This window comes from Enterobacter sp. GD03975 (genome assembly GCF_029838645.1).
GTDB lineage: Bacteria > Pseudomonadota > Gammaproteobacteria > Enterobacterales > Enterobacteriaceae > Enterobacter > Enterobacter quasihormaechei.
The window spans coordinates 185,159-203,589 of the sequence record NZ_JAOBZC010000002.1 but is presented as its reverse complement, the minus strand read 5'-3'; the positions used below and the strand labels follow the sequence as shown (position 1 = coordinate 203,589).

The window sequence follows — 18,431 nt, the reverse complement described above, 5'->3', positions numbered from 1 at the left end:
AAGTTGTCCTTATTTTAGCAAGCGCTAACCCGATGTTATGTCTGGACATCCGGATGGCTAATAATATTTCGCTTTATCTTATGCCTTTTCCGTCGTTGTCAGTCAACCGGAGCTGTGAAAAATTCGCTAAATCAGAAGAGTAATGAAGGATTTACGCGGATGGTTTCCAGTCGCCTTGAGATGCGCGGTATCAGCCTGGCCTTTTCCGGCTTTCAGGCGCTGTCGCGCGTGGACTTTACCCTGAACGGCGGGTCGGTGCATGCGCTGACCGGGGCCAACGGCGCGGGGAAATCGACGCTGATGGCGGTACTGTGCGGGACGCACGATCGTTATGAAGGCGAAATCTGCATTAACAACCAGCCGGTAAATATTCGAGAACCGCTGGACGCCAAACGGCTGGGTATCCACCTGGTGCAGCAGGAGGTGGACGTGGCGCTGATCCCCGGGCTGAGCATTGCGGAGAACATTATGCTCGACCAGCTGGCGCAGCCGGGACACCGCTACAGCTGGCGCGCCGTTCGCCAGCAGGCGCGGCAGGCGCTGGCGCAGCTGGATGTTTCGCTGGACGTTCGCCGTTCCATCGACAGCTGCTCCCTTGCCGAAAAGCAGCAGATTTTGCTGGCGCGGGCGCTGTCGCACCATTGCCGATTTTTGATCCTTGATGAGCCCACCGCGCCGCTGGACGCGCACGAAAGCGAGCGTCTGTTTGCGGTGGTGAGACGTTTAAAAGAGCAGGGCATAGGCGTGGTGTTTATCTCCCACCGTATTCACGAGCTGAAGGCTATCTGCGACACCTTAACGGTGCTGCGCGACGGCAAGCTGATTGAGTCCGGCCCGATGGCCGATCTCAGCGGTGAAGAGATTGTCGAGAAGATGCTGGGCCACGAGCTGAGCGATATCTACCCGCCCGCGCGACCGCCGCACGGCGAAGAGACGCTGCTGCGCGTCGACGGGCTTCACGACGATGTCCTGTTGAAAGACATCTCCCTGCACCTGCGCAAAGGCGAAATCCTCGGCATTGCCGGGCTGGCGGGGGCGGGGAAAACCGAACTCTGCAAGGCGCTGTTTGGCGCCAGCAAAAGCCGCGTGGCGCGCGGCGAGCTGAACCATCAGGCCTGGAAACCGCGCGATCCGGCAGATTCCGTGCTACATGGCCTTGCGCTGGTGCCGGAGGAGCGGCGCAAGGAGGGTATTTTTATCGACGAGCCGGTAAGCATGAACCTTGCCGTGAGCGCCGATAACAGCTTCTCGCGCTGGAGTCTGTTTGGTCATCGTCAGGCGTGGCGCTGGGCGGAAGAGGTCATTGCCCGCATCGGCGTGCGCGCTCGGGGACCGGGGCAGGTTTTGCGACGTCTCTCCGGCGGTAACCAGCAGAAGGTTGCCATTGGCAAATGGTTGCGTAATGACGCCAGCGTGTTGATTTTCGACGAGCCGACCAAAGGCGTGGACGTGAAGGCCAAAACCGATCTGTTCCAGCTTATTGACGGCCTGGCGCGCGAGGGCAAAGGGGTGATTTACGCCTCCGGCGAGTTCGCCGAGCTGGTGGGGCTGTGCGACCGCATCTGCGTGCTGTGGGACGGGGGCATCGTGGCGGAAATCGCCGGGGCCGAGGCCCGTGAAGAGACACTACTTTATTATTCAACCGGAGGAACGGCGTCGTGAGCAAGGCCCTTTCAGTGACCGCGGCGGCGTCTGGCCGTCAGCAACTTTTTGATTTTCTCTATAAATGGGGCATGTTGCTCACCGTCGTCGCGCTGGTGGCCGTCTTTGGCCTGGCGTCGGACAGCTTTCTCGACCCGAACAACATCATCAATATTCTGCGCTCGATTGCCATCGTGACGGTGATTGCCGTTGGCGTGTCGATTTCCCTGACCGTCGGCGGGTTCGATCTTTCCGTGGGCTCCACGGCGTCGCTGGCGAACGCGCTGGTGATTTCGCTTTTCGTCTGGCACGGCTTCGGCACTACCGAGTCGATTGTGATCACCCTTGCGCTCTGCACGCTGGTCGGCCTGTTTAACGCTTTTCTGATCGTCATCCTGCGCATCCCCGATATGCTCGCGACGCTCGCCAGCCTGTTTGTGATCCAGGGGGTGGCGATGACCTACAGCTACGGCGGGTCGATTACCGAGAACATGGTGCTGCCGAGCGGCGACATGGCGGAAGGCACCATTCCGGCGGCGTTTGGCCTGCTGGGGCAGGTGCCGACCATTGTCATCATCATGCTGGCGGTGACGCTGCTGGCGCAGCTGGGGCTGTCGCTGACCACCCATGGACGCCGGATGTACGCCATTGGCGGCAACCCGGAAGCGGCGCGCCTCTCGGGCATTCGCACCACGCGCTACAAGGTGGCGGCCTACGTGATTGCCTCGCTGCTGGCGGGGCTGGGCGGCATTCTGCTGGCCTCCCGCATCGGATCGTCGCAGGTCAATGCGGGCGGCGGCTATCTGATGGATGCGGTGGCAGCGGCGTGGATTGGCTTCTCGCTGGCCGGGTCCGGCAAGCCGAACGCGCTGGGCACGCTGGTGGGGGCGGTGATCCTCGGCGTACTGTCGAACGGGCTGGTGATGCTCTCCGTGCCGTATTACGCCATGGACATAATAAAAGGGCTGGTGCTCGCGGTAGCGCTGGCGATTACCTACATACAAAAACGCTGACAACACAACGGGATAATAAATGAAAAAGATTGCTCTCTCTTTGGTGGCACTGGGGTTACTCACTTCTCTGCCGGGATTTGCGGCCACGCCCGCGCCGGTTCCGGACGCCATTGCCAGCCATGACGGTCCGATCCGCATCGCGGTGATCCGTAACCTCGGCTCGGACGACAACACCACGCAGTTTGTTGCCGGGGCGATTCAGGAAGGGAAAAAGCTCGGCTTTAAGGTCAGCACCTTTTTGAGCAACGGGGATGACGCCAAATTCCAGGACTTTGTTAACCAGGCCATCAGCCAGAAATATGACGGGATCATCCTGTCGCAGGGCCGCGATCCGTACTCCACCGCGCTGGTGAAGAAGGCGGTGGATGCCGGGATCAAGGTCGCCGTATTTGATACCGCCGTTAACGGCGAGATCCCGGGCGTGACCGTCACCCAGCAGGACGATGCCTCCCTGACGAATCTCTCCTTCGGCCAGCTGGCGAAAGATTTCAACGGCAAGGCCAACATCGTCAAGCTGTGGGTGGCGGGCTTCCCGCCGATGGAGCGCCGTCAGGCGGCGTATAAAGAACTGCAAAAGCAGTACCCGGAGATTAAAGAGCTGGAGTCCATCGGCGCGGTCTCTTCTGACGTGCAGGGCGACACCGCCAACAAGGTGGGGGCGATCCTGGCGAAATACCCGAAAGGCAAAATCGACGCGATCTGGGGCACCTGGGACGCCTTCAGCCAGGGGGCGTATAAGGCGCTGAAGGAGAATGGCCGCACCGAGATCAAGCTCTACAGCATTGATATCTCCAACCAGGACTTACAGCTGATGCGCGAGCCGGGTAGCCCGTGGGCAGTGAGCGTGGCGGTGGATCCAAAGCTGATTGGCGCGACCAACGTGCGCCTGATCGCCAACAAGATTGCCGGGGAAGCCACGCCTGCCACCTACGACTTCAAAGCCGCCGCGATCCCGCAGGCGCTGCTGACCGCGCAGCCGGGGGCGGTGAACGTGGCGTCGCTGGGCAAAATCATTCCGGGCTGGGGTCAGACGGACGATTTTATCGCGCCGTGGTTTGCGACGCTGCAAGCCAGGTCAAAATAATGCCCGGTGGCGCTTCGCTTACCGGGCCTACGGTTTCGTAGGCCGGGTAAGGCGCAGCCGCCACCCGGCTAAAGGAGCTCAGGTGTCTCAATTACCCCTTCCCGAATACAGCCGCAATATGCGGCTGATTGGCCATAGCGACCAGGGCGGTCGCCCGGACGGCGTTCAGCTGATGGTGCACCGCGGCTTTGCGTATATTGGCCATATGGTGTCGCAGGGCTTTTCGATTGTTGACGTGCGCGACCCGAAAAACCCGAAAGCCGCGGGCTACGTGCCCGCGCCGCCGGGTACCTGGAACGTCCATTTACAGGCGCATGACGACCTGCTGCTGGTGATTAACGCCCGGGATCTGTTTGCCGATGCCCGCTTCGCCGACGAGAAGGTCTACTACACCCGCCAGGTGGGGGAGACCGTCAGCGACGTGCAGGACAGGGGCTGGAGCGCCGGGCTGCGGGTGTTTGATATCTCAACCCCCGACGCGCCGCGCGAAATTGGCTTTCTGTCGCTGAGCGGTATCGGCATACACCGCATCTGGTACGTGGGTGGCCGCTGGGCGTACGTGTCAGCGCTGATCGACGGCTTTACCGACTACATTTTCCTGACCATTGACCTGGCGGACCCGCGCAAGCCCGAGGTAGTGGGGCGCTGGTGGCTGCCGGGGATGAACCAGGCCGCAGGGGAACAGCCCAACTGGCCGGAGGGCAAGCGCTACGCGCTGCACCACGCGATTATCGCCGGCGATACGGCGTACGGCAGCTGGCGCGACGGCGGCTTAACGCTGCTGGACGTGAAGGACCGCACCCAGCCTAAGCTTATTAGCCACCGCAACTGGAGCCCGCCGTTTGGCGGCGGGACGCACACCGCGCTGCCGCTTCCGGACCGCTCCCTGCTGGTGGTGCTGGACGAAGCGGTGCTGGATAACCAGCAGGACGGCGAGAAGCTGATCTGGCTGTTTGATATTCGCGAGCCGTTTAACCCGGTGAGCATCTCCACCTTCCCGCAGCCGAATGAAACCGACTACGTGGCAAAAGGGGCGCATTTCGGCCCGCACAACCTGCATGAGAACCGGCCGGGGAGCTTCGTCAGCTCAACGCTGATTTTCGCGACGTATCAGAACGCGGGCGTGCGCGCGTATGACATTTCTAATCCGTATCGGCCGGTGGAAACCGGGGCGCTGGTGCCCGCCGCGCCGGAGAGAATGATGGACACGCGGCCGAATCGCCCGCAGGTGATCCAGTCCTGTGACGTGTTTGTGGACGCGCAGGGGATTATTTACAGCACGGACTATAACGGCGGGCTATCGGTGATTGAGTATCTGGGGTGAATTTTTGCCGGGTGGCGGCTGCGCCTTACCCGGCAAACAAACGGCACTCAACTGTACTGCCGCACCCTTGCCACCAGCGCTTCCACGCTGTCGATGCGGTCGGCAATCAGAATCAGTGCTTTACCAAGCGTAATGGCGTGGCGCAGGCATTCGTGGCGCATGGCCTCGTCCTGAATGCTGTCGATATCCGCGACGTGGGAAAGCCCGACGCTGCGGCGAATTAATTCGGTACCGCAAAACCCGATGGCGTCATGCCAGACTTTTTTCAGGAACGCGGAAGCATAGCCCGGCGCGCTCAGCGCGGCATCGTTCGCTTTCTCGTTTGCCAGCGCCTGGAAACGTTCCGCGAAGCTGTTCCACAGTTCCTGAATATCGGTCAGGCGCTGCTCGCGCGCGGCGGCGGCATCGCGAATGCCCAGATGCCCCGGCAGGCCGCAGAAGTTGAGCAGCAGGTTGCCGATGGCGGTGCCGACGTCAAAGCCTATCGGCCCGAAATAGCCGAACTCGGCGTCGATGGCCTTCAGGCTGCCGTCGGCCACAAAAATCGAGCCGCTGTGAATATCCCCGTGCAGCAGCGCTTCGGCATGCGAGAAGAAGCGGTGCTTCAGGGAGGCCACGGCAATTTTTAGCGGGGCGTCGTCGCGCAGGGCGGCGACGTCATTTTCCAGCTCGGTAGGGTAGTTATTGCGCTCATGAACCTGATACGGATCGTTGAAGAACAAATCTTCGGTGATCTCACACATCTCCGGGTTGATGAACTTCGCGACCTGCGCTTTTTTCTTGTGCGGGTGCAGGTAAAAATCGCTGGTGTGGAACAGGGTGTGAGCGAGGTATTCACCCAGCTGCCGCGCCGCCTGCGGGTAGTAAATGTTGCCGATCAGCTCGCCGCGCCAGATGCGATGGCTGGAGAGATCTTCCATCACCATCACCGCCAGTTCCGGGTCATAGTGGTGGATTTTTACGGTGTGCTGCGGGCTATGCCTGTGATGCTCGACCAGGGTTTGCGCCTCGAGGCGGGCGCGATCCAGCGTCAGCGGCCAGGATTCCCCGACGCAGCGCACGTAGGGCAGCGCCTGTTTGACGATGATGCGGCTGACGCCCGCGCTGTCGTAAATTTTAAAAACCAGATTGAGGTTGCCGTCGCCCACTTCCTGCGCCTCTACCAGCGATGACGGATCGTCAAGCCCGCCAAACTGCCTGGCATACTCCACGGCGTCCTGAGCGGTAAAGGTACGGTATTGCGACATGGCCTGCTCCTCACGAGTTAACTAATTAAGACATGTAGACGTCTATACATCTGGATTTCATCCTGACACAATGTGCTACAACAACGCAACAGGGAATTAACGACATGCAGACATTACAGACGACCAGCCTGCGGGTGGCGGATAATCAGCTCTTTATTCTCGACCAGCAGGCGCTTCCGCAGGAGAAACGCTGGCTGGATGCCTCAACGGTGGAGGCGCTGGTCGGGCATATTCACGCTCTGCGGGTGCGCGGCGCGCCGCTGATTGGTCTCTCTGCAAGCCTGCTGCTGGCGCTGCTGGCGGAAAACGGCAAAAGCCGCGACGCGCTGGCGGCGGCGCTGGACACGCTTCGCGCCGCACGCCCGACGGCGGTAAACCTGATGAACAACCTCGACCGCATGAAGCTTGCGCTGTGGAAAGAGGATTTCGTTCCGGCGCTGGTGGCTGAGGCGCTGCGCCTGATTGACGAAGACCGGCAGCTGTGCGATGCGATTGCAAAAGCGGGCAGCGCGCTGGTGAAGCCCGGTAGCCGTCTGCTGACCCACTGCAACACTGGCGGGCTGGCAACGGCGGGCGTCGGTACGGCGCTGGGGGTGATTGCCCGCGCGCATCAGGAAGGCAACGTCAGCAACGTCTGGGTGGATGAAACTCGTCCGCTGTTGCAGGGCGGCAGGCTGACCGCCTGGGAGCTGGGCGAGCTGGGCGTGCCGTATCAGCTGATTACCGACTCCATGGCCGCCAGCCTGATGGCGAAAGGGCAGGTGGACGCCGTGTGGGTGGGAGCCGATCGCATCGCCGCTAATGGTGACGTGGCGAATAAAATAGGAACCTATTCGCTGGCGGTGCTGGCGAAATTCCACGGCATTCCGTTCTACGTCGCCGCCCCGCAAACGACGCTCGACCCGGCCTGCCCGAACGGGGATGCGATCCCCATCGAGCAGCGCGCCTCCAGCGAAGTGACGGGCGTTGCCGGAAGCTTTGGCGCGGTGCAGTGGGCGCCGGAAAACGCGGCGGTGTATAACCCGGCGTTCGACGTCACCCCCGCCTCGCTGATTAGCGGCTGGGTGCTGGACACGAGCGTGGTCATGCCGGATGAGGTGGTGGCAGGGAGATTTGCCTGAGAATAGCTTGCCTGAAGGGGCGCTCGACTGGTGAGGCAGGTGAAGGGGCGGTGTACGCTGATGCCCTCACCCCGGCCCTCTCCCACGGGGAGAGGGAGCAAGGCGAATACCTATGCCAGGCGTGGATACGCATCCGCAATCGTATCCCCGGTAAACTGCGCCACCCATCCCTCCGGATTGTCGAAAATACGAATGGCGGTAAAGTTCGGCTCTGATCCCATATCAAACCAGTGCGGCGTGCCGGCGGGCACGGAAATCAGGTCGTTTTTCTCGCACAGTACCTGGTACACCTCATCGCCAATATGCAGGCAAAACAGCCCCGCACCTTCCACGAAGAAGCGCACTTCGTCTTCGCCGTGGGTGTGCTCGTTGAGAAACTTCGCGCGCAGCGCCTCTTTCTGCGGATTGTCGGCGCGCAGGCTGATGACATCCCAGCTCTGGTAGCCTTTCTCCGCCACCAGCTTGTCGATCGCATGTTGATACGCTTCGATCACGGCTTCGGGCGCAGGATCCTGCCCTAAATCACGGTCTGCCGCCCAGCGCTCAAAGCGCACGCCCTTAGCGTTTAGCTGTTGAGCGATTTCGGCGGCGTCGGTGCTGTGCCACTGGTGTTGACTTGCGTCTTTATCGGAATAAATGGTCAATGCGCTCATGAAGGGATCTGCTCCGGATTAATCTCGTCAAACTGGTGGATCTGATGGTGATGGCTCGCGCCGTCATCTTCACCGCGAATCAGTTGCAGGGTGCGAAAACCCGCCTGTTCAGCCGCGTCCAGCTCCTGATGAATGTCCGACAGGAACAGGATCTGCGACGGGGCGATGCCCGTTTGCGCCGCTATGTTCTGGTAAGACTGCACCTCGCGCTTGGCGCCGATGTGCGTATCAAAATAGCCGCTGAACAGATGAGTAATATCACCTTCGTCGCTGTAGCCAAATAACAGTTTCTGCGCAGCAACGGAGCCTGAGGAATATACATAGAGATCAATTCCTTGCGCCTTCCATTTTTCCAGCGCGGGCAGAACGTCAGGGTAGAGATGGCCGGTAAAGTCACCGTTGATGTAGCCCTCCTGCCAGATGATCCCTTGCAGGGCTTTAAGCGCCGTTGATTTGCGGTCTTCATCCATAAAGCTAAACAGCACGTTGATAAGCTCGCTGACGCCGGCATGCGGATCGCTGATTTCATCGCGCAGGTTGTCCAGAATCGATTTGACCGGCTCGGCGTACTGCTGCGCGGTCACGAAGGCCGCCAGCCGCTCACGCGCGTAGGGGAACAAAACATCATGGACAAAACGGATATCGCTGGTGGTTCCTTCAATATCCGTCACAATCGCGCGAATCATATTCTCTCCAGTTGTCGTAAACGCATTTCGCATTCAAATAAGAATTCTAATCCTTCCAGATGACGGCGGGCTTCGGCCACGTCGCGTCCCCAGCAGGTTAAGCCATGACCGCGCAGAAGAAAACCATAATTAAGCGGACGCTCCTGGGCGTAATGGGCGATGCGCGAGGCGAGGGCGTCGATGTCCTGGTCGTTATCAAACACCGGGATGGCGACGGTATCCAGATGCGTGGTCTGTCCGGCGAGGGATTTCTGCATCTCGAAACCGCTGATATTCAGCTCGGCTTCTTTGACCAGACGCGACAGCACCGTGGCATTAACGGTGTGAACGTGCAGGACGGCGTTAGCCTCCGGGAACAGGCGATAGATGAGGGTGTGCAGACCGGTCTCTGCCGAGGGTTTTCGGCCAGACGGCGCGCGGTTGGTGGCAATTTCAACCTGGAGAAAATCGTCGGTGGTCAGGCTGCCTTTGTCCTTGCCGGACTCGCTGAGCCAGCAGAGGTGCTTGTCCTGACGCACCGACATATTGCCGCCGGTGGCGGGTGCCCAGCCTTTGGCGCCTATCCAGCGGCAGGCGTCGACCAGGTGTGTGAGCAGCAGGTTGTCTGTCATTTCCTTTTACCCCTCGGCCAGGAATATTGATATGGTTTAGACGTCTAAGCGTCTTGATTGCCAAAGATTAACATCGTGTTATAGTGGCAGCAACATAAGTATTACAAGCAGGCACGACAACATGAGCAATAACGCATTGATCCCGCAGAGTAAACTTCCTGGTCTCGGTACCACCATCTTTACGCAGATGAGCGCCCTGGCGCAGCAGCACAACGCCATTAACCTCTCGCAGGGGTTCCCCGATTTTGACGGTCCGAAATATTTGCAAGAACGTCTGGCGCACCACGTGGCGCAGGGGGCGAATCAGTATGCGCCGATGACCGGCGTGCAGGCGCTGCGGGAAGCCATTGCCGACAAAACGGCGGAGTTGTACGGCCATCGGCCCGATGTGAACAGCGATATCACGGTGACCGCAGGGGCGACCGAAGCGCTCTATGCGGCCATCACCGCGCTGGTGCGCGTTGGGGATGAAGTGATCTGCTTTGACCCAAGCTACGACAGCTATGCGCCTGCGGTTGAACTCTCTGGTGGCGTGGTGAAGCGCGTGGCACTCCAGCCGCCGCATTTCCGCCCGGACTGGCAGGCGTTCGCCGCGCTGCTGAGCGATAAAACCCGTCTGGTGATCCTGAATACTCCGCACAATCCGTCGGCGACGGTGTGGCAACAGGCCGATTTTACCGCGCTGTGGCAGGCCATCGCTGAGCGGGAAATTTACGTCCTGAGCGATGAAGTCTACGAACACATCTGCTTTGCGGCGAAAGGGCACGCCAGCGTGCTGGCCCATCCGCAGCTGCGCGAGCGTGCGGTTGCGGTGTCGTCATTCGGGAAGACCTACCATATGACTGGCTGGAAGGTAGGGTACTGCGTGGCCCCGGCGGCCATCAGCGCGGAGCTGCGCAAGGTACACCAGTACCTGACCTTTGCGGTCAACACGCCCGCCCAGCTGGCGCTGGCGGACATGCTGCGCAGCGAACCGCAGCACTATCGCGAGCTGCCGGATTTTTACCGCGCGCGTCGGGATCTGTTCGTGGCCGCGCTCGGCAAAAGCCGCCTGGAAATCCTGCCCTGCGAAGGGACCTACTTCCTGCTGGCGGACTACAGCGCGATTTCCGATCTGGACGACGTCAGCTTTTGCCGGTGGCTGACGAAGGAGGTGGGCGTGGCGGCCATTCCGCTGTCGGTGTTCTGCGCCGATCCCTTCCCGCACAAGCTGATTCGCCTGTGCTTTGCGAAGCAGGAATCGACGCTGCTGGCGGCGGCGGAGCGTCTGGCGACGCTCTGACTATTTCACCGTCCAGGCTTCGGAATAGTGACGGTCTGCAAACAGCTCCAGCAGGCCGTTGATCTGCTTCAGGCGCAGTACCTCGTCGCCGTCCATCCCCAGCTCCTTACCAATTTTTTCGTCGTTCCAGCCAAGCTGGGCCAGTTCCCGCACAATGTCGGACATGGCGTTAATCTGGTGACGGCCGCGGGCCCGGTTATGGCGAATGGTGGCCGCCATCCGGTCGAGCTTTTGCTGGCGATCTTTGCGCAGGCAGGTGACGGGCAGATAGCCCCTGAGCTGGCGCTTCAGCGCGGCTCTGCTTTTGCCGATTTCGTGGCGATGGAATCCGTCGACAATTTCATAGTGCGCCGGCTCGCTTTCGGTCACGACGATGGGCTGGGTAAAGCCGTCCAGTTCCAGCGATTTGCTGAGCAGCCGTTTTTCCGGTGGCGCCACGTTATTGGGGTTGTAATCGTTGGCGCTGATGTCGTCCTGCCTGATCCACAGCACGCAGTCGACGGGCTGATCGCGAAACGGGCTGAGCTGATGCATGGCCTGGCGAAACGCATTGATAGCGTCAATTCTTTTCTCATCGCTTAACGTCTGAAGGTACGCTTCCATCTCGCTGATTATTCGTTGTTGCATAAAATTCCCCACTCCTTGCGTTTTGATTTCATTCGTTCGCTGTAGCGCTGATAGTGCCTGGGTTTGTTTGGGCTAAACGAGAGCGCCCGACACCAGTAATCGTTATTCAGCAGAACCTTGCATATCCGCCGCCATGAGGGGATATCCTTCGCACCAATATCGCCCTCCTGCGTTTCGGGGATATCCGCCATCCCGCGCTTCTGATACCAGTGCAGGTACACCGCGACCTTATTGCGGTAATGTTCAGCGGTCGATTGCGGCATGCTGTCGAGCAACAGCATGGCGTATGCGCGCCAGCTCAGGTGGTCGGGCTTGAGGATCTTTCTGTGGCCGTAGAAGTGGTTATCGTGCCCGGCGTAAATGCCGCCGCTGCGCACGCCGCTCACGCGTTCGCACATGGCGGCCCAGCGATCGGGCTCCACAACGTGATAGAGCCATAATCCCTGACGCTGTTCGGGACCAAAGGGCTCACAGATGCGCATATAGCGCGGCGGCACGCCGGCTTGGTACATCAGGTCGTAGAGGGGGTTATAGGGGCAGCCGGATTTGGCGAACCAGGTCCAGATGTCGGCGGTTTTCCAGTCGTAGAGAGGATAGATATACCAGGCATGCCCGCCCGGCGCGACGGTTGTCCAGGGTTTGTCATCGGAAAAGCGCTGCTTGCGGGCGGAGGCGATAGCCAGGAAGCGGTTGTAGGATTCATCGGCGCGGATGCCCACCATCACTGCGGCGGGACGCCTTCGCGCATACCATTCGGCAAAGTCCCGGACGAAGGCTTCGAAGGTCATCCCTTGCTGATAAAAAGCGAAGTATTGTGGGTCGGTAATGGCATCTTCAGGCGGCAGGCGAACCCAGCGGGTGCCCGGCTCCCAGCACTGCCATTCGGGCTGAAACTGGGACAGCGCATTTTGCGTGGTGATTGGCAGAGCCACCCACCAGAAGTGATGGATAACGTCCTGATACAGCACACGCATGTTTTCGATGTGCTCGATGGTGCTCGAAAACTGTGCTTCCCAGTCCAGAAAAAGCACGTCGATTTTTCGCTTTAAGCGCCGCGCCTGCTGCGCGACAAGGTGGAGCATAACCGTTGAATCTTTTCCGCCAGAAAAAGAGACGCAGACCCGCGTCAGGTTCTGAAGCGTCCAGTTTATGCGTTCGGTAGACGCCTCCAGAACATTTTCCTGAAGCGGTAATTTATAGAGAGACATGATGAATCGCGTCCTGCGTATTGAAGACTTTTTACATTATTGAACGCCAATAATCGTATTATCTGTCTGTATTCACAAGTCATCATTGCTATATCGTGCGCCTGCTCACGGGCGGTGGTGGTTCATTATATTGATACGGTTAATGCGCCAGCTTATGCATTTTTTCAATGAATGTTGAAAAAACGGTGCTGTTCAGCGACGAGCGGTTGTACAGCATATAAATAGGTACTTCCGGTAATTCAAACGGCGGTAAAAGCCGTTTTAACCCGAGCGATGATTTATACGTTTCAAAAATAGAAAGCGGGATATACCCTAACAGGTCCGACATGCTGACCATAGAGACAAACGAGCTCATGGAATCCGTGCGAAAGGCGATATTTCTGTCAGGATAAATGTCTGCTGCACGGCCCTGAAGCTCCTTAATACCCGGATTAGTGCTCTGGTAGAAGGTAAATTTCTCCTGCTTTAGCTGGTCCAGCGTGACCTCGCCGTCAAGGCGCGAATGGTCCTTGCGACAAAACAGCACAGACGGAATCGTCACGAAGTGAGAGCACACCACGGCGCGGCTGTTGACCGGCGAAACGGTAAAGATCAGGTCGGCTTTGCGGTAGGCCAGTAAATCCTCCGCAGACTCTGCCGAAACGAGCATATCGCGTTGTTCTACCTCGTAATTTTCCTGAGACATCAGCAGCCGGATGGGTTCATAAAGGTAGCCCGGAGAGACCATCTGCGAGCAATAAATCACAAACTTCTTTTTGATGTCGGCATCGTGCATCAGGTTGATGGTCTGCTCGATCTGGTTGAGGTTTTTCTCAAGATGCTGGTGCAGATTGATGCCAACGGTCGTCGGGGTGATGCCTTTACCGGAACGAATAAACAGCGGATCGTTCAGTTGTCCACGCAGGCGCTGAAGCGACTGGCTTACCGCGGAAGGGGTGATATAAAGCATTTCCGCTGCTTTACTGATGCTAAGATGTTGATAAATGCATTCAAAAATAACTAACAGGTTAAGATCGAACTTTTTAAGATCGTAAAGGTTTGCCATGTTTCATCCTGACTGTGCCGTGTGTGCGGGTATGACATATTGTTGATAACTATAGATTAAAGCTAACCATTTACAATCCTTTTGGTTAACGACTTAAAAAGATATTTAAGTCATCTTAATATATCACGCTGTCGCATTAATGAAATAGAACTTCAGATGTGATTAAGATAATTTTATCTTTGAACAGAGCGATAATAAATTAAAGGGTAATTGACATTTATATATTGCCTCTTATTCATCACCCGTTTTGATTTAGTCAGGTCGGTATGACTGTTCGGTTAAACCTATCAGAGCCATAGACAGGAATGCCCCTGTTAAGGATTGCTCAATGCCTGTACGGGTGGTGTAATCAGGGTGCTGTTACCGCCTTGATACAAGGTATGTAGAGCGCAACGCAACGCCAGCTTCGGCTGGCACTGAATGTACCTGCGGGGAATTCAGGTATCAGGGCCGCCCGTTGAGGCGGCCTTTTTACTTTCAGGCTTTCCTGTAAAGAGTTCACCTTGCTGTCTTGTTGCCGTTGTAAGGTTTGGCTGATTGATTTGATAAAGCATACGCATTAGCCCCGATGAGCAAAGTTGGTTACCTTACATCTCAACGAAAACACGGAGGAAGTACAGATGTCCTTGATTAACACCAAAATTAAACCTTTCAAAAACCAGGCGTTCAAAAACGGTGAGTTCATTGAAGTTACCGAGAAAGATACTGAAGGTCGCTGGAGCGTCTTCTTCTTCTATCCGGCTGACTTCACCTTCGTTTGCCCGACTGAACTGGGCGACGTTGCTGACCATTACGACGAACTGCAAAAGCTGGGCGTAGACGTTTACTCAGTGTCTACCGATACCCACTTCACCCACAAAGCGTGGCACAGCAGCTCTGAAACCATCGCGAAAATCAAATACGCGATGATCGGCGACCCGACTGGCGCCCTGACCCGTAACTTCGACAACATGCGTGAAGATGAAGGCCTGGCAGACCGTGCAACCTTCGTTGTTGACCCGCAGGGTATTATCCAGGCTATCGAAGTTACCGCTGAAGGTATCGGCCGTGATGCATCTGACCTGCTGCGTAAAGTGAAAGCGGCTCAGTACGTAGCTTCTCACCCAGGCGAAGTGTGCCCGGCGAAATGGAAAGAAGGCGAAGCGACTCTGGCGCCATCTTTAGACCTGGTCGGCAAGATCTAAGTCTGTAAAACCTGGCGGCGCTGCGCTTGCACAGGCCTACGGTATCGTAGGCCGGGTAAACGAAGTGCCTCCGGCAATCAATGGGCGCACCCGCGCCCATTTCATTCCAGCACCATGATGCAAGTTGCATTCAGGCCGCCCGCAAAGGCAGCTTGCATGATGACGTCTTAAGAGAGGGAAGAACCATGCTCGACACCAATATGAAAACCCAGCTCAAGGCCTACCTTGAGAAACTGACCAAACCCGTTGAGCTGATTGCCACGCTGGACGACAGCGCGAAATCGGCAGAAATCAAAGAGCTGCTGGCAGAGATCGCTGAACTGTCGCCAAAAGTGACCTTCAAAGAAGACAATTCGCTTGCGGTTCGTAAACCTTCTTTCCTGATTACTAACCCGGGCTCGGACAAGGGACCGCGTTTTGCCGGCTCTCCGCTGGGACATGAATTTACCTCACTGGTGCTGGCGCTGCTGTGGACCGGTGGTCACCCGTCGAAAGAAGCGCAGACCCTGCTGGAGCAGATCCGCGATATCGACGGTGATTTTGAGTTTGAAACCTATTATTCGCTCTCCTGCCACAACTGCCCGGACGTGGTGCAGGCGCTCAACCTGATGTCGGTTCTGAACCCGCGCATCAAGCATACGGCGATTGACGGCGGCACGTTCCAGAATGAAATCACCGATCGCAACGTGATGGGCGTTCCGGCGGTGTATCTGAACGGTCAGGAGTTCGGTCAGGGCCGCATGACGCTGACGGAAATCGTCGCGAAAGTGGATACCGGTGCAGAAAAACGCGCGGCGGAAGAGCTGAACAAACGCGATGCGTACGATGTGCTGATTGTCGGTTCCGGCCCTGCGGGCGCGGCGGCAGCGGTTTACTCCGCACGTAAAGGGATCCGCACCGGCCTGATGGGCGAGCGTTTCGGTGGTCAGGTGCTCGATACGGTAGACATCGAAAACTACATTTCCGTGCCGAAAACCGAAGGTCAGAAGCTGGCCGGTGCGTTGAAGGCGCACGTCAGCGATTACGCTGTGGACGTCATCGACAGCCAGAGCGCCAGCAAACTGGTTCCGGCGGCGGTAGAAGGTGGCTTACACCAGATTGAAACCGCCTCTGGCGCGGTGCTGAAAGCGCGCAGCGTGATCATTGCCACCGGCGCGAAATGGCGCAACATGAACGTGCCGGGTGAAGATCAGTATCGCACCAAAGGCGTGACCTACTGCCCGCACTGCGACGGCCCGCTGTTCAAAGGCAAACGCGTAGCGGTGATCGGCGGTGGTAACTCCGGCGTGGAAGCGGCTATCGATCTGGCGGGGATTGTTGAACACGTTACCCTGCTGGAGTTCGCCCCAGAGATGAAAGCGGACCAGGTGTTGCAGGACAAAGTGCGTAGCCTGAATAACGTCGACATTGTGCTGAATGCCCAGACGACGGAAGTGAAAGGCGACGGCAGCAAGGTGACCGGTCTGGAATACCGCGACCGTGTGAGCGGCGATATCCACAGCGTACCGCTGGCGGGGATCTTCGTTCAGATTGGTCTGCTGCCAAACACCACCTGGCTGGAAGGCGCGATTGAGCGCAACCGCATGGGCGAGATCATCATTGATGCGAAATGCGAAACCAGCGTGAAAGGGGTATTTGCGGCGGGCGACTGCACCACCGTGCCGTACAAGCAGATCATCATCGCCACCGGCGAAGGTGCGAAAGCGTCGCTGAGCTCGTTTGATTACCTGATCCGCACCAAAACCGCATAACAAAAGAAAGCAAGACTATACCTGCAATTCAAGAGGCCACCAGAAGGTGGCCTCTTTTTTTATCTGACGACCATCACCGGAATGTGGGTGTGGCGGATCACGCTGGACGCGTTCGATCCCAGCAGGTGCGTGGTGATGGAAGGATTACGCGAACCGATCACCACCACGTCCGCATTCAGCTCCGCGGCCAGCTCGTTGACGGCGTCGCGAACGCTGCCGAAGCGAACGTGAGTTTTAATGCGGGAAGGATCGATGCTGAAATGCCCGACCATGGTTTGCAGGCGCGTTTCGGCTTCGTGCTGTAAATGCTCTTCAAAACGACGCACGTCGGCAGCAAAGCGGTGCAGGCTCAGGCTGGCAGAGCCCGGTAAGACATGCAGAAGATGAATAATTCCGTCCTGCTGCGCGAGAAATTCCGCGTGACGTACAGCTTTATCACTCAGTTCCATTTCGAAAACATCAACCGGCATAATGATTGTTTGATACATAACCGTTTCTCCTTGTTTATAAACGCTGAAATCATTCAACCACAAAATATAAATGGTTTCTGTAATCCCGACAGCACTTTTTCATTTCGCCAGGATAAATCTCAAAACAGCCGGATTCCGGGGCAGATCCCGTGGGGTAGCTACCCTTTTATAAGCTAACCCACACCCTTTCGGAGGTTGCATGAAAGCTCTCACCTATCACGGTCCACACCATGTTCGGGTTGATAACGTGCCTGACCCGGGCATTGAACAGCCAGACGATATCATCCTGCGCGTAACGGCCACGGCGATCTGTGGTTCCGATCTGCATCTTTATCGCGGAAAAATTCCCAAGGTCCAGCACGGCGATATCTTTGGTCATGAATTTATGGGCGAAGTGGTGGAGTGCGGAAGCGAGGTGAAAAACGTGCAGAAAGGCGACCGGGTGGTGATCCCGTTTGTGATCGCCTGCGGCGACTGCTTCTTTTGCCAGATGCAGCAGTACGCGGCCTGCGAAAACACGAACCGCGGGCAGGGCGCGGCGCTGAACAAAAAGCAAATTCCCGCTCCTGCGGCGCTGTTTGGCTACAGCCATCTCTACGGCGGCGTGCCGGGCGGACAGGCTGAGTACGTGCGCGTGCCGAAAGGTAACGTGGGGCCGTTTAAAGTGCCGCAGCTGTTGTCTGATGACAAAGCGCTTTTCCTGTCCGATATTCTGCCAACCGCCTGGCAGGCGGCGAAAAACGCCCAGATCCAGAAAGGCTCCAGCGTCGCCGTATTCGGGGCCGGACCGGTGGGGCTACTGACCATTGCCTGCGCGCGTCTGCTTGGCGCAGAGCAGATTTTCGTGGTTGACCATCACCCTTACCGGCTGCGGTTTGCTCAGGAGCGCTATGGCGCCATCCCGATTAACTTTGATGACGATAACGACGCGGCGGAGAAAATCATTGAGCAAACGGCCGGGCAGCGCGGGGTGGATGCGGTCATTGATGCCGTCGGGTTTGAGGCCAAAGGCAGCACGACGGAAACGATCCTCAGTAACCTGAAAATTGAAGGCAGCAGCGGCAAAGCCCTGCGCCAGTGCATTGCGGCGGTGCGACGCGGTGGCGTGGTCAGCGTGCCGGGCGTGTATGCCGGCTTTATCCACGGCTTCCTGTTTGGCGATGCCTTCGATAAGGGGCTGAGCTTTAAGATGGGCCAGACGCACGTCCATGCCTGGCTGGGAGAGCTGCTGCCGCTCATCGAAAAGGGGCTGCTCACGCCGGAAGATATTGTGACCCATTACCTTCCGCTGGCCGACGCGGAGCGCGCCTATAAGATTTTCGAAAAACGCGAGGAGGAGTGCCGCAAGGTGATCCTGGTGCCTGGCGCAGATACCCCGGAGGCCGCACAGCAGAAGGTGAAAGGGCTAGTGAATGCTTTCCCCGGCGGCGTCGTGTGAGGCCTCTCACTGACACTCTCGGGTGATTTTGCGGAAAGAGGATGCA

At 57.8% G+C, this 18,431-nt stretch carries 17 protein-coding genes; 9 read left to right on the top strand and 8 right to left on the bottom strand.

The window, feature by feature from the left end; translation table 11 throughout:
- The first annotated feature begins 159 nt into the window (after positions 1–159).
- From N5C09_RS04640 to N5C09_RS04625, 4 genes are all read left to right on the top strand, one after another.
- Entirely contained in the window at positions 160–1,662 is a 1,503-nt protein-coding gene (locus N5C09_RS04640) for a sugar ABC transporter ATP-binding protein (RefSeq protein WP_279748537.1), read from the top strand.
- Positions 1,659–2,654: an ABC transporter permease gene (locus N5C09_RS04635; protein ID WP_063866052.1), complete on the top strand. Its 996-nt coding sequence runs from the start codon at positions 1,659–1,661 to the stop codon at positions 2,652–2,654. Before N5C09_RS04640 ends, N5C09_RS04635 begins: the two co-directional genes overlap by 4 nt.
- A gap of 19 nt (positions 2,655–2,673) precedes the next feature.
- Positions 2,674–3,738, top strand: coding sequence for a sugar ABC transporter substrate-binding protein (locus N5C09_RS04630; protein WP_279748536.1), 1,065 nt, complete (start codon positions 2,674–2,676; stop codon positions 3,736–3,738).
- A gap of 82 nt (positions 3,739–3,820) precedes the next feature.
- Positions 3,821–5,062 carry an LVIVD repeat-containing protein gene (locus N5C09_RS04625; RefSeq protein ID WP_279748535.1) on the top strand — a complete coding sequence of 414 codons (1,242 nt, stop codon included), beginning with the start codon at positions 3,821–3,823 and terminating at the stop codon, positions 5,060–5,062.
- Between the two features lie 47 nt (positions 5,063–5,109).
- Here the strand turns inward: N5C09_RS04625 and mtnK are convergent, their stop codons facing one another.
- Entirely contained in the window at positions 5,110–6,309 is a 1,200-nt protein-coding gene (mtnK, locus tag N5C09_RS04620; protein ID WP_279748534.1) for an S-methyl-5-thioribose kinase, read from the bottom strand.
- A gap of 104 nt (positions 6,310–6,413) precedes the next feature.
- Here mtnK and mtnA point away from each other — a divergent pair, with 104 nt between their 5' ends.
- The gene (gene mtnA, locus N5C09_RS04615) at positions 6,414–7,430 is read left to right on the top strand and encodes an S-methyl-5-thioribose-1-phosphate isomerase (RefSeq protein WP_279748533.1); all 1,017 of its coding nucleotides are present in this window, start codon (positions 6,414–6,416) and stop codon (positions 7,428–7,430) included.
- A gap of 110 nt (positions 7,431–7,540) precedes the next feature.
- On the opposite strand, the gene N5C09_RS04610 is transcribed toward mtnA, so the two are convergent.
- The 3 genes from N5C09_RS04610 to N5C09_RS04600 are packed head-to-tail and all read right to left on the bottom strand — an operon-like array spanning position 7,541 to position 9,380.
- Positions 7,541–8,083 (bottom strand): acireductone dioxygenase, encoded by a 543-nt coding sequence (locus N5C09_RS04610; RefSeq protein WP_063866062.1) that lies wholly within the window; start codon positions 8,081–8,083, stop codon positions 7,541–7,543.
- Positions 8,080–8,769 carry an acireductone synthase gene (gene mtnC, locus N5C09_RS04605; RefSeq protein WP_063866063.1) on the bottom strand — a complete coding sequence of 230 codons (690 nt, stop codon included), beginning with the start codon at positions 8,767–8,769 and terminating at the stop codon, positions 8,080–8,082. The genes N5C09_RS04610 and mtnC overlap by 4 nt, the downstream gene beginning before the upstream one ends.
- Complete coding sequence (locus N5C09_RS04600; protein WP_279748532.1) at positions 8,766–9,380, bottom strand: methylthioribulose 1-phosphate dehydratase; 615 nt, start codon at positions 9,378–9,380, stop codon at positions 8,766–8,768. The genes mtnC and N5C09_RS04600 overlap by 4 nt, the downstream gene beginning before the upstream one ends.
- A 121-nt stretch (positions 9,381–9,501) precedes the next feature.
- On the opposite strand from N5C09_RS04600, the gene N5C09_RS04595 reads away from it, so the two are divergent.
- Positions 9,502–10,662, top strand: coding sequence for a pyridoxal phosphate-dependent aminotransferase (locus N5C09_RS04595; RefSeq protein ID WP_279748531.1), 1,161 nt, complete (start codon positions 9,502–9,504; stop codon positions 10,660–10,662).
- On the opposite strand, the gene N5C09_RS04590 is transcribed toward N5C09_RS04595, so the two are convergent.
- From N5C09_RS04590 to N5C09_RS04580, 3 genes are all read right to left on the bottom strand, one after another.
- Positions 10,663–11,289, bottom strand: a complete 627-nt coding sequence (locus N5C09_RS04590) for a ParB/RepB/Spo0J family partition protein (RefSeq protein WP_279748530.1) — start codon at positions 11,287–11,289, stop codon at positions 10,663–10,665. It lies immediately after the preceding gene.
- Positions 11,274–12,497, bottom strand: a complete 1,224-nt coding sequence (locus tag N5C09_RS04585; RefSeq protein WP_193033273.1) for a phosphoadenosine phosphosulfate reductase — start codon at positions 12,495–12,497, stop codon at positions 11,274–11,276. The genes N5C09_RS04590 and N5C09_RS04585 overlap by 16 nt, the downstream gene beginning before the upstream one ends.
- A 139-nt stretch (positions 12,498–12,636) precedes the next feature.
- Entirely contained in the window at positions 12,637–13,542 is a 906-nt protein-coding gene (locus tag N5C09_RS04580) for a LysR substrate-binding domain-containing protein (protein ID WP_279748528.1), read from the bottom strand.
- A gap of 620 nt (positions 13,543–14,162) precedes the next feature.
- On the opposite strand from N5C09_RS04580, the gene ahpC reads away from it, so the two are divergent.
- Together ahpC and ahpF are read left to right on the top strand one after the other, a co-directional pair.
- Positions 14,163–14,726: an alkyl hydroperoxide reductase subunit C gene (ahpC, locus tag N5C09_RS04575; protein WP_008501015.1), complete on the top strand. Its 564-nt coding sequence runs from the start codon at positions 14,163–14,165 to the stop codon at positions 14,724–14,726.
- A 185-nt stretch (positions 14,727–14,911) separates the two neighbouring features.
- The gene (ahpF, locus tag N5C09_RS04570; RefSeq protein WP_107534913.1) at positions 14,912–16,477 is read left to right on the top strand and encodes an alkyl hydroperoxide reductase subunit F; all 1,566 of its coding nucleotides are present in this window, start codon (positions 14,912–14,914) and stop codon (positions 16,475–16,477) included.
- Between the two features lie 59 nt (positions 16,478–16,536).
- Here the strand turns inward: ahpF and uspG are convergent, their stop codons facing one another.
- On the bottom strand, positions 16,537–16,965 hold the full coding sequence (uspG, locus tag N5C09_RS04565) for a universal stress protein UspG (RefSeq protein ID WP_063449390.1): 429 nt from the start codon (positions 16,963–16,965) through the stop codon (positions 16,537–16,539).
- Between the two features lie 181 nt (positions 16,966–17,146).
- Between uspG and N5C09_RS04560 the strand changes: the two genes are divergently transcribed.
- On the top strand, positions 17,147–18,385 hold the full coding sequence (locus N5C09_RS04560) for a zinc-dependent alcohol dehydrogenase (RefSeq protein ID WP_015571156.1): 1,239 nt from the start codon (positions 17,147–17,149) through the stop codon (positions 18,383–18,385).
- Positions 18,386–18,431 lie beyond the last annotated feature (46 nt).